12 protein-coding genes are annotated in these 12512 nt (G+C 29.1%); 2 read left to right on the top strand and 10 right to left on the bottom strand.

The window, feature by feature from the left end; all coding sequences use genetic code 11:
- Positions 1 to 222: 222 nt before the first annotated feature.
- Together ACQ3F0_RS17945 and ACQ3F0_RS17940 are read left to right on the top strand one after the other, a co-directional pair.
- Positions 223 to 789: a DUF2238 domain-containing protein gene (locus ACQ3F0_RS17945; RefSeq protein WP_428866793.1), complete on the top strand. Its 567-nt coding sequence runs from the start codon at positions 223 to 225 to the stop codon at positions 787 to 789.
- Positions 790 to 935: 146 nt separating this feature from the next.
- Entirely contained in the window at positions 936 to 5156 is a 4221-nt protein-coding gene (locus tag ACQ3F0_RS17940; RefSeq protein WP_428866791.1) for an acyl-CoA dehydratase activase-related protein, read from the top strand.
- Positions 5157 to 5330: 174 nt separating this feature from the next.
- Here ACQ3F0_RS17940 and ACQ3F0_RS17935 read toward each other — a convergent pair whose 3' ends face one another.
- From ACQ3F0_RS17935 to ACQ3F0_RS17890, 10 genes are all read right to left on the bottom strand, one after another.
- Positions 5331 to 6221, bottom strand: a complete 891-nt coding sequence (locus ACQ3F0_RS17935) for a GNAT family N-acetyltransferase (RefSeq protein WP_428866790.1) — start codon at positions 6219 to 6221, stop codon at positions 5331 to 5333.
- 49 nt (positions 6222 to 6270) lie between these two features.
- On the bottom strand, positions 6271 to 6486 hold the full coding sequence (locus ACQ3F0_RS17930) for a hypothetical protein (RefSeq protein ID WP_428866788.1): 216 nt from the start codon (positions 6484 to 6486) through the stop codon (positions 6271 to 6273).
- A gap of 141 nt (positions 6487 to 6627) precedes the next feature.
- Positions 6628 to 7005, bottom strand: a complete 378-nt coding sequence (locus ACQ3F0_RS17925) for a hypothetical protein (protein WP_428866787.1) — start codon at positions 7003 to 7005, stop codon at positions 6628 to 6630.
- 246 nt (positions 7006 to 7251) lie between these two features.
- Positions 7252 to 7812: a GNAT family N-acetyltransferase gene (locus ACQ3F0_RS17920; RefSeq protein WP_428866785.1), complete on the bottom strand. Its 561-nt coding sequence runs from the start codon at positions 7810 to 7812 to the stop codon at positions 7252 to 7254.
- 48 nt (positions 7813 to 7860) lie between these two features.
- Positions 7861 to 8298: an NUDIX hydrolase gene (locus ACQ3F0_RS17915; RefSeq protein ID WP_428866784.1), complete on the bottom strand. Its 438-nt coding sequence runs from the start codon at positions 8296 to 8298 to the stop codon at positions 7861 to 7863.
- Positions 8299 to 8423: 125 nt separating this feature from the next.
- Positions 8424 to 9098, bottom strand: coding sequence for an HD domain-containing protein (locus ACQ3F0_RS17910; RefSeq protein ID WP_428866782.1), 675 nt, complete (start codon positions 9096 to 9098; stop codon positions 8424 to 8426).
- A gap of 174 nt (positions 9099 to 9272) precedes the next feature.
- Positions 9273 to 10094 (bottom strand): class I SAM-dependent methyltransferase, encoded by an 822-nt coding sequence (locus ACQ3F0_RS17905; RefSeq protein ID WP_428866781.1) that lies wholly within the window; start codon positions 10092 to 10094, stop codon positions 9273 to 9275.
- A gap of 290 nt (positions 10095 to 10384) precedes the next feature.
- Positions 10385 to 10594 carry a hypothetical protein gene (locus ACQ3F0_RS17900; RefSeq protein WP_428866780.1) on the bottom strand — a complete coding sequence of 70 codons (210 nt, stop codon included), beginning with the start codon at positions 10592 to 10594 and terminating at the stop codon, positions 10385 to 10387.
- A gap of 569 nt (positions 10595 to 11163) precedes the next feature.
- Complete coding sequence (locus tag ACQ3F0_RS17895; RefSeq protein ID WP_428866778.1) at positions 11164 to 11673, bottom strand: MgtC/SapB family protein; 510 nt, start codon at positions 11671 to 11673, stop codon at positions 11164 to 11166.
- Between the two features lie 85 nt (positions 11674 to 11758).
- A complete protein-coding gene (locus ACQ3F0_RS17890; RefSeq protein ID WP_428866777.1) occupies positions 11759 to 12493 on the bottom strand; it encodes a hypothetical protein in 735 nt (244 codons plus the stop codon).
- Positions 12494 to 12512: the final 19 nt, after the last annotated feature.

Genomic DNA, 12512 nt, shown 5'->3' with positions numbered 1-12512 from the left:
TTTTATCTTTAACCCATATATTTTTCTATTTTTAATATTTTTATTAAAACTTATTTTAAGAACACTCCAGAAGCAATAAACTTGACTAAAAATATTATTAATTTGGTTAATTACTCATAAATTAAATTTAAATTTTGGGAATTATATATATAAACAGTTTTTTGTTAATTTTGTTTCAATGTTCAAAGAAAATAAAAAAATAAATTTTGAAAGGTATTTTTCATGAAAAAAAACAACATTTCAAAACTTTTAACTATTTACTTCTCAATAATTATGTTTCTAACTGCAATCGGATTTATACTGAAAAAGGAACATCATTTTATTTGTAATTTAATACCAATATATCTTAGTTTTTTACTTTTTATTTATTTTGAAAATAAAAAGAAATTTAAAGTAAAAAATAATATTAAGGCATTAGTTATTATAACAGCAATATTACATAACTCATTTGGACAATACCTTAACCTTTACATAACTACAAATTGGTTTGATAAAGCTTTACATGTATTTGGAACTTTTTCACTTTCGCTTTTCTGTTATTCAATCATGGATTCAACTACTAGTTTCTTTTCAAGATCTAAAATATTTATTTTTATTCTTATAACATCTATTGGAATTACTGTTGGGGTTTTTCTTGAAAATTTAGAATTTATTTTAGATATTATATTTAAAACTGAAAACCAACACGGTCAAGTAGATACTAATTTAGATTTAATGTTTAATATATTTGGAGCAACTTTAGCAGGTATTTTGGCTGCATTTAGGAAAACACCTTTTACAAATAAGTAAGTTAATACTATAGATAGGTGCTATCAGATTGCAAAATCTCTCGCTTTTCTTTTTATTTCAATATTTAGTAATATAATTTGAAAAAATGGGAAAAATATCTATCATGTGCTTATACTATATCACATTAGTTAGAAAGAGGTAGAGATATGAAGAATATGTTGCATGTAGGTTTTGATGTTGGATCAACAACAATAAAAATTGTAGTGCTAGATACAAATGAAAAGATACTTTACAGTAAATATAAGAGACATTATTCGGATATTAAAAATAGTATAAAAGAACTCATTGAGGAAGTTTATAATATATTTAATGAAAGATGTATAACATTTAAGGTAACTGGTTCTAGCGGTTTAGCCGTTTCTGAATGGTTAGCTGTACCATTTATACAAGAAGTAATTGCCTGTAGTTTAGCAGTTGAAAAGTTTATTAATAGTGCAGATGTAGCCATAGAACTAGGTGGAGAAGATGCCAAAATTACATACTTTAAAAATGGAGTAGAACAGAGAATGAATGGATCTTGTGCAGGAGGCACTGGAGCATTTATAGATCAGATGGCATCTTTGCTTAAAACAGATGCAAGTGGCTTAAATGAATTAGCAAAGAACCATAAAAATATTTACCCTATAGCAGCAAGATGTGGAGTATTTGCTAAAAGTGATATTCAACCCCTTTTAAACGAAGGCGCTGCTAAAGAAGATATTGCAGCATCAGTATTTCAAAGTATAGTGACTCAAACAATCAGTGGTCTTGCATGTGGAAGGCCAATTAAAGGTAAAGTTGCATTTCTTGGTGGACCACTATATTTTCTTTCAGAATTAAGAACGAGATTTATTGAAACTTTGAATTTAACAGATGAAAATGTTCTATTTCCTTCAAATTCACACTACTTTGTTGCATTAGGCGCAGCTATTTCTTCAGAAAAAAGTGCTCCTTTAACCTTTAAAGAACTGTACGATAGGTTAGATGATCTGGGGAAGAGTAGTAAAAATGAAGTAAAAAGATTAAGACCATTGTTTATTGATGAAGAGGAATTAAACCAATTCAGAAAGAGACATTCAAAAGAAAAAATAAAAAAAGTTCAACTGTCAGGGTATAAAGGTAAGTGTTTTTTAGGTATCGACGCAGGCTCAACCACCACAAAGGTTGTTCTAATGGGAGAGAATCATGAAATACTGTATACATATTATGGTAGTAATGAAGGAGACCCTCTTAAAAGAGTGATAGTCATACTTAGTGATTTGTATAATAATCTTCCACAGGAAGCGGAGATAATTAAGTCTGTAGTAACCGGTTATGGAGAAGGATTAATAAAAACTGCTTTAAAAATTGATATTGGGGAGATTGAAACTATTGCTCATTATAAGGCTGCCGAAAAATTTTTGCCTGGAGTGGAGTTTATATTAGATATCGGTGGTCAGGATATGAAATGCCTGAAGATTAAAAATGGAGTAATAGAGAATATAATGCTCAATGAAGCTTGTTCTTCTGGTTGTGGATCATTTATTGAGACATTTGCTGAATCATTGAATTTAACAATTGAAGAGTTTAGTAGAAAGGCTCTTCTTGCAAAGGAACCAGTTGATCTTGGGTCTAGATGCACTGTGTTTATGAACTCAAGAGTTAAGCAGGCACAGAAAGAAGGAGCCACAGTTGGGGATATATCTGCTGGACTATCATATTCTCTTATAAATAATGCTTTGCAAAAAGTTATAAAAATTAAGAATCCAGAAAAAATGGGTGAAAAAATTATTGTTCAAGGAGGCACTTTCCTTAATGATGCGGTACTAAGGAGTTTTGAACTCATATCTGGAAGAGAAGTAGTAAGACCTGACATTGCTGGTTTGATGGGAGCTTATGGGTGTGCTTTAATCGGAAAAGAGAGGTATGTAGAGGGTGAAAAAAGCTGTCTTTTAAATAAAGAAAAGTTAGATAAATTTCAAAGCCAAGTTCATCATAAAAGGTGCAAAGGATGTGCGAATAACTGCTTGCTTACTATTAATAGGTTTGATAATGGAAGTACCTTTGTAAGTGGTAATAGATGTGAAAGAGGAAGCGGAAAGTTAGACAGAGTGAAGGATATTCCTAATCTGTACGCATATAAATATGAAAGATTGTTTAAATATCTACCATTACCAAAAGAGAAATCCAAGGCAGTTATAGGTATTCCAAGAGTAATGAATATATATCAAAATTATCCACTGTGGTTCACTTTCCTTACAGAGCTTGGTTACAGAGTTGAAGTATCTCCAAGAAGTAATAAGAATATATATGAAAAGGGAATGGAAACTATACCATCTGAATCAGCCTGCTACCCAGTAAAACTTGTTCACGGCCATATAATGAGTCTTATTGAGTGTAAAGTAGATATGATTTTTTATCCTTGTGTTTTTTATGAAAAAAAAGAATTTAATCATAGTGATAATAGTTTGAATTGTGCATTAGTAATATCATACCCAGAAGTAATAAGAAGCAATATGGAAATTTTAAAAGAGAAAAACATTAAGTTCATAAATCCTTTTGTTACTTTAGATAATAAAAATGCACTCTCAAAAGTCCTTTATGATACTTTTAAGGAATATGGTTTTAGAAAAAATGAAATAGACAAAGCTCTTTCCATAGCATGGAACGAAAATGAAAAGTTTAAAGAAGATATAAGAAAAAAAGGAGAAGAAACTCTTCAATATTTAAAAAGAAAGAACAAAAAAGGAATTGTCCTATGTGGGAGACCATATCATATTGATCCTGAAATAAATCATGGCATTCCTGAACTTATTAATAATTTAGGTATGGCTGTTCTCACAGAAGATTCAGTTGCTCATCTAGGAAATATTCAAAGCCCATTAAGAGTAGTTGACCAGTGGACTTATCATTCAAGAGCCTATGCAGCAGCGCGCTTTGTAAGTAAGCTAGATTTTCTTGAGATAGTACAACTCAATTCATTTGGATGTGGTTTAGATGCAATTGCAACAGATATGGTATCAGAAATATTAGAAAGTAACAATAAATTATATACACTAATAAAAATTGATGAAGTGAATAATTTGGGTGCTGCTAGAATAAGGCTTCGATCACTAAAAGCAGCTATTGAAGAGCGAGAAAAAAATCACATTAACCCTGAAGCGATAAAAGAACATTGGAAAAGAGTTTTGTTTACGAATGAGATGAAGAAAAAGCATACTATTCTCTCTCCTCAGTTATCGCCTATTCATTTTGAATTACTTCAAGAAGCAATTAAAAGTTGTGGATATAATTTCAAGGTACTCCCTGAAGTAGATGATAGAGTTATAGAAGAAGGTTTAAAATATGTTAATAATGATACCTGTTACCCATCAATAATAATAGTAGGACAGATTATTACTGCTTTAAAATATGGAGACTATGATCCCAATAATACCTCTGTAATTATTTCTCAAACCGGTGGTGTATGTAGAGCTACAAATTATATTGCAATTATCAGGAAAGCATTGCAGGATGCAGGTATGGGTCATATTCCCGTAATATCACTTAATGCTGTAGGATTAGAAAAAAATCCAGGATTTAAAATTACACTTCCTATGCTAAACAAAATGATTATTTCAATATTATATGGTGATCTTTTTATGAGATTAATTTATAGAACCAGACCTTATGAGATTGTGAAAGGTTCTGCTGAGGAATTACATGCTAAATGGAAGAAAGTTTGTATTGAAGATATTACTAATGGAAAGTTATTTAAATCTAAAGAAATCATAAATGGTATTGTGAAAGACTTTGATAATTTACCTTTAAAACATATCAGAAAGCCTAAAATAGGATTGACAGGTGAAATATTTGTTAAATTCAATCCTTATTCCAATAATCAGATTGTGAAAATTATTGAAAAAGAAGGCGGAGAAGCGGTAATGCCTGATCTTATTGACTTCTTCTTATACAGTGTATTTAATTCAAACTTCAAGAGCAAATATTTAGGCAAAAGTAAATTTAAAGCTTTAGCGGGTAATGTAACAATTAAATATGTAGAATCATTTAGAAAATACGTTCGAGATGCTCTAGAAAAAAGCAGTAGATTTGAAAATCCAAAAACTATTCAGCAGCTTGCAGCAGGTGCAGAGAGAATTCTCTCACTAGGAAATCATGCTGGAGAAGGATGGTTTTTGACAGCTGAAATGATTGAACTACTAGAGAGTGGAGTTGAAAATATTATTTGTATGCAGCCATTTGCATGTTTGCCTAACCACGTCACTGGTAAAGGAATGATAAGGGCATTGAAACAAGAGTATCCAAATGCAAACATATTAGCGGTAGATTATGACCCAGGAGCAAGCCAAGTAAATCAACTTAATAGAATCAAGCTTATGCTAACAGTAGCATTCAAAAACCTTGGGTAAATGAGATACAGCTATCAAGAGGCGAGCTGATAATTATTCGGCTTGCTTTTACCTTTTATGAAGAAACTCTATATTCAGTTCTAATTCAGACGCAAAATCAGTAACAATGGAGCTCCATCTATACCTAGAGCTCCATTTTTTTTACTCGTCTAAAAGCTAGTTCTAAACCAACCTTTAGATGTTATACTTATAATAATTCATTACAGACTTTTCTTCAAAACCACAAGCTTTGTATAAATTTAGTGCATTATTATTTTTACATTCTACATCCAATTCTGTCTCATAGATATTTTTTTCATTTATTAAATGTAATGCTTCTTTTAAAGCTGCTTTTCCATATCCTTTACCTCTAAAATCAGGCAATATTCCAAAACCACATAGAAAAGCTGAATTATTACTATATTCTACCCTAATTTTTCCAATAACAGTTTCCTTTAATTCAACCATGTATGTAATTTCATTTAATTCTCCCTCTTCCACTGGAAACCATTCATATTCTTCTGAATGGTTAAAAAATACAGCATTTTGTTTCGCAATTTCTTTCCCGTCCAGCTTTCCAGCTTTTCGCAAATTAATAGACTTTATACTATCTGAAGTAGGTTTGTTAAGTAGCTTCATTCTATACTCTGAAAAATCATATTTACCGTGTACCGTATTTATAAATTCAACACCTGAGTTAGATTTGCCATCTGTTAATAGTAACAGCTTATCAAAGCTTCTTTTCTTACACTCATCTATTGCAAGTTTAAATAGCTTTTTAAATAGCCCCTTTCTTCTAAAGTCGGGATGAACCATGCCATTGATTTCACCAATATTACTGCCTCCATAACTTGAAATACCAAGATAGCCTACCAAAATATCTTCAACATAATATAAAAACTCATTAATATCTTTTAATCCTATTTCAGAGTTTCTTCTCATATTTAACTTATAATCTAATTCTAACTTTAAATTTGTTTTGTCCTGTGAGCAGCAAAGTTCATCAAGTTGATTTATTTCTTTATACTCTTTTTCTGATATATATTGTTTTAAACAAATAGTTTGATTTAATTTCTTTTCTAACATTTAAAATCTCCTTTTAATGTGTTAAAGTTACACTTTAGGTTTAACAATTTTAGTCTTGTTTGTCATTTAATAACTGTTCCATTTTCTTATCTAATTCTTCTAATCTGGATTCTAGATTTATATAAGCTGTAATCAACAATGCTAACAAGAATGCGATAACTATTATAATGCCCAAAATATTATCAAGAATAAAACCGGCAAAGAAGAATGTGCCAACTCCACAAACAAAAATGCAAGCAAAAAAAGTAGCAATAAAATCTTTCAATTTCAATACCTCCTTCACAAAATATAAATAATCTTTTCTCATATTTATATACCACTATGTTTTTACAATAGTAGGTATTTTCATTTTTATATGTATTATTTGATTTTATAGTTATTGCGCCTTATAAGAAACTTACGAACACTAGTTATTTTTAATGAAATATCTTTTTGATGGAAAGGTAATCATAAGTCCTAAAATCGATGTTATAAAACCTGGCATATTAAATGATTCACCAAATTGTTTTAACATAAAAACCATAGATAATACTAAAAAAAACAAATTGTAAGCTACCATTAGCATATATCCCCATTTTTTAAGTTTCAAAAGTCCGTAAGATATTATTAAGAGACTTATAATCATTAATATTTTACTAATAACTTCTGTTAAAGAAGTTATTGGGGTATAATAAAATCCAAATTGTTCAAGTGATTTTGGAAAGAATGATGCTATCAATAAAAATACATTGAGAAAATTCAAATCTACAATATATGTTATTAAAATAGGTCTTTCTACTTTCATACATACCTCCTATTAACTTTTCAATTCCAAATCATTATCAAGAATTCCCACCTTTTTTTCAATTCGTAGTTTTTTACAGTTTTGCTTATCTCATATGAAAATTATAACAGATTTTTCATATTACTACATCACTATTTTTCTACAATAGTAAATATTTGCATATTTAAAATACCCTAAAATCCATTACTTTAATAATACGTCATTTTAAGGAATTATTTAGTTTTTCAGCACTCTCCCTATTCAGCGTTACTTATTTTTAAAACTCACAAAATAGTCATCATATGTCATGAATTTCTTATCCATTGACTGGTATCCTTTTTGTACTAATGAGCCAATTCGTTCAGTAGCATCTGAAATAGCTTTTGTGAGAATAGCTTTAACATCAAAAGCTTTATAGAAATTTTCATTAACAATTCCTAAAACCTCATCAATAATTGGTTGCGTTTCGTAATTGCTTTGTAAATCAATTCGTAATACCCCGTAGTGATTAAATTCATCATCTGCAATTCTATGAAACATTTCAATTGTGCCAATCTTTTCCTTTGTATCGTTCAAAATTACTGTCCACCTTACAAAATGCTTGCTTTTATAAGAAAAATTCCAAAAGTCAATTGCTTGTTTCATTCTTTCGATTGTTGTGTAGTGAAAGTTATCTCCATTGCAATTATCAGAATTAAAAAATGGTACTGCCTTTTCGTCAGAATAGCATTTTAATAATTCTTGGGTATCTTCCAGGCCTGTCTGCCTTAATGTAATAAGTTTATTTTTATACATTGGACATTCTTCATAAACATCTTTCGTTATCATAATCTCCTCCACTTGATTCCATGATTAATAAAGTTTTGCTACCTTCGATTACACTTTATTAAGAAAGTGCAACACTTTTTTATGTAAAAATGGTTGAATTAAAGGATAAGTTAAATCATCTGGCATATCATCGAGTAATTTAATTTCTTTTATTTCAGAATCAGGCAACTCATCTAATGTTTCTACTTCTGAATAGAATAATTGACCAAAAGATTTTGTATAATCTACTGTTTCATCTTTTTCTACTGAATAAATACATACTGGAGTAAGATTAAACTTTTTTGCTCCTGTTTCTTCAAACAATTCCCTTGAAGCCGTATCAGTTATATTTTCATTAATTTCTCTATGTCCTCCTGGTATTTCCCAGGTATACCTTTTCTTATGTCTTACATAAATCCAATGTCCATTAAACTTTGCCATTATTACAGCAAATAATAATTTATCGTCTTCTATTGTATCTAATTCGTAAAAATTTACCTTTAGCATAATCTTCTCTCCGTTCCTTATTGATGTTATTATTAACTTTAAGATAAGTTTTTCCTAAAACATCTTATCCACTTTAAAAATCACTTTATAAATACATTTAATTTAAATTATATAGTGAATAAATTTTATTCAATGCCTGTTATCTCTAACCTTAATCGATTAAAATATTCTTCCATAAATTTAAGTCTTTCTTTGCCGATTTCTTTTGCTTTTTTTGTATACAATTTATCAGGGATTTTCTTAAACTTTACTTCATATTCAATAAACGGAGTATGTTTTGAAACATCTTTTAACCTTCCGTTTTCAACAGTATTAGTATTTAAATAGTTATTAAGTGGTTCGTCAACTGTTAATCTTTGTCCAAATTGTCCTGCTAACATAAAAGTACGAGCAATTCCGCTTGCACCAATAACATCAAGTTTATCTGAATCGAAAAGTATTTTTGCTTCTATTGTGCTAGGCTCGTTTCCAGTTCTAAACCTATGTGCTATAATACAGTGCTTTATCCTTTCTATTTTCTCTTCTTTATATTCTAACTTCTGTAATATATCCTCTGCAATTTCACTCCCTAAAACAGCATGATCAATTTTTCCTGTTTTATCTCTACTCTCTTCTACTCTTGCAATATCATGCAACAATGCTGATGGAATCAGAACCTCTAAATCAACATCTTTCTCATATTTTGAAAGCAACAAGCAAAGATTATAAACTCTAAATACGTGATCTAAATTGTGAGCAGAACATGTTAATTTATCTTGAACAATTTCTATAATTTTTTTATGTTTTGTATCTATATTCATTAATATTACCTCCTATTTATTGAAATAATTCTATGAATCACTATAACAAACATACGTTCTTTTGTCAACTATTCTATTCCATGCCTTATACTTTCTAATAGTCTAATTTTCCATATTTAACTGTTGCGTCTCAACTTAAGAACATTCTGAATTAAACTTAAACAAAGATAATAATCATTTTTTTGATACAATCATAAAATGTGGACTCATTCCCATAACTTCATCTTCATTCTCAGTACGTCTTACAATATTTAATAATCTTTCTCTACTACTCTCATCTTCCCATTTTTCATTTAAACAAGGTGTAAACCAAATCACTCCTTCTATTGCATGCTTTCGAATTGTTTCAAACCCTACTGATTCAACCTCTTTTTGTAGTCCTGATAGAGTATGAAAATATGCTTGAGCAATAAAATATGGATATTCTTTTGGTCTCATATGAATACCTGAGGATAACTCATTTTCAATCATATTATTATATATATCATCATCTAAAAAATTATTATCTTTTCCATAGGTTGACAATGCCCAAGTTGTAGAGCTAAATTTTGATATTCCTACTGAAAATAAAAGTCCGCCTTTTTTTAGAACTCTCTTAGCTTCATTTAAAACTTGTAATCGGTCATCTCTATTTTGTAAATGATACAATGGTCCCATAAGCAAAACAATATCTGCACTTTCATCAGCCCTATTAATATTTCTACCATCGCAAACTTCTGCAATAAAAGTATTATTTTCATCTTGATTTTTAATTGCATATTCAACTGCTGATGGTGCTAATTCTAAAAGATGTACTGTGTTATTCATTTCCGAGAGCCAAGAAGAATAAATTCCAATACCTCCACCGACATCATATATTATATTTTTAGTGTTAGTAATATATTTCATCAATATTTCTTTTGTTCTATATAATTCAACTTTTCCAAGTCCTCTTTCTAATCTACCTTTTTCAGCACCTGAATTATAAAATTCAAACACTTCATCTATCTTTTCCATATCTATTAGTCCTCCTATATACAAGAATCTATAAAAAATCTTTAATTAGTAATTTTCTAATGTTGAGATGTATTTAAGAAAAGTACAAACCAAATAAAAAATATTATTCATATTTAAAAACACTACTCATATAATTATCTTCAGGAAAATCTCCACAAAAATCAAATCCCGCTTTTAAATAAAAGGTTCTTAATTTTTCATTTCCAGCCCAACAGTCCAAATACTGTATTAAAATATAATATTTTACTGTTATGCATTTAAATAAACACTTACACATAATGCAGACAAGATCATTCTCCTTCTTTTTCTTTTCTAATTTTGAGAAATTCAGAGACTAATGACAGTATCATAAAAGTACATACTCCAATTATAAAATCACAGAAATACCCGTTTGGTAATAGTTTAGGATTAAAAATATACTCCATAATCCATCTACCTAGAACCACACATGAACCCATAAAAGCCCCATATAACATAGATTTAAATAATCTTTGACACATATCACGTTCACCTTCAAATCAGTTTTTTTAGTTTTTCTATAATATTATTGCAATAGCCCAAATAAGCTAAATAAGCACGCCTTATAATTTAAATCTTCTCCTTTTAAATGAATTAATTCTATAATATAACATTTTCTATTTAAATAATATAAAAATTATAACATATTCTCACGAAACTATATTTCCATAATAGTAAATATTTTGATTTTACAACATTATATTATACAATTGAATAGTTACATAGTCTTTATACAAAGTGTCTACTAAGCATTTTTAATAAATACTGCGATTAGTAGACAATATCTTTGAATTGCAAAATAAAAATGCCAAAACACATTTACCATATTTTATCATTATAATGTTTCTATAAATAGCCCAAATTTTATTAATTTCTTATATTTACTATAAGTTCAAGTCATAAAAACTAGTTTAGGTCACTTACTAATAGCAATATTGAATAAACTAATAATAAATGGGTCAACTTCAAGTTTCAAAGTTGACCCATTTATAAACATTAGTTTTATCACAAAATAATTTTATATTAGTTCTGATAATATATAAATAACGCACTACAACTTATATGAATTACTACAATTCTTAGATTCTAATAAATCATTATCAATTACACCTTTTCTTTTCTTATCACTAATTTTATGCTCAAACTTATTGATACTAAATAGTGTGAAGAGGATACAAAACGTAGATGCAATACTAAGTACATATAATCCCGTTCCACAAGCTAGCCCAATCATTGCACATGCCCAAAGACTTGCTGCTGTGGTTAATCCTTTAACTTTATCTCCTTCTCTAATGATTGTTCCTGCACCTAAAAATCCTATACCACTTATTACATAAGATCCCATACGACTTGGATCCATATTAGTATATCTACCAAATGTTGCAAATACTTCATAATTAACAAGCATAGCTGTACACGCTGAAATAGAAACAATAATATGTGTTCTAAGACCCGCTGGCCTATTTGTATACATCCTTTCCCAACCAATCATTCCACCTAGTATAAAAGATAATAATAGTCTGATAAATACATCAGACAACATAAGTTCATATTCTACCATAATTACTCTCCCCTTCATAAAACATATACCTTGATGCACTAATAAATAATACAACAAGGTATATCTTAATACAAAATTATTTAATTTAACAATCTTTCACCATAAAAACATCTCTAAAATCATTCATATGATAATGGTGTTGATATGCTAGGTCTCCAACAGGTAATTCAATATAAAAACCGGAGTTATCTGATACCTTTTTAATATCATAGTACAATCTCTGTATTTCATCTTTGGTATATTTCTTTAGTTTGAAATAACCAAGGGATACATGGGGTGTAAAAGGTTTATTAAGAGGAAATAGTTTTTCACATCTATTGAACAGGTCATAAAGTATATTGTGGTCCTTTTCAGAATCAGGTATAAACTTGATGCTTACAACATCACTGCCACTTGTACTAGGACCAAGAACTTTCAATCTTATAGTTTTCTTCCCATATTCTCTATTAAATTGTGCGAATAATTCCTTAATGTCTCCTTCAATGGAATCCATTTTTCTTTTTATTTCTTTCTTATCCTTCGACACGTTATATACATTACAAAAAGCATGAATAGTTAGATGAAATGTTTTTGAGTGTAACCTTACAAGCATATCATTATTATTTTTATATAGTTCATCTCGTAACGCAATACATTTATTTCTATCTTCTTCACTTAATTTAATCACTGATGTTGATCCATAAAAGTCGTTCATTGAACCATCTTCTGTTATCTTATCAGCTAGTTTTTTTGACACCTTCCATTCACTCGGTATACTTTTTATATTATTATTAAATTCTTCTTTTACTCTTGATACAAACTCTTTATAATTCAAATTCATTCTAAATCCCATCTCCTAA

Source organism: Clostridium sediminicola (assembly GCF_050402865.1).
Taxonomy (GTDB): Bacteria; Bacillota; Clostridia; order Clostridiales; family Clostridiaceae; genus Clostridium_AF; species Clostridium_AF sediminicola.
The sequence above is the reverse complement of the archived record's forward strand: the minus strand, read 5'-3'. Positions and strand labels throughout refer to the sequence as shown.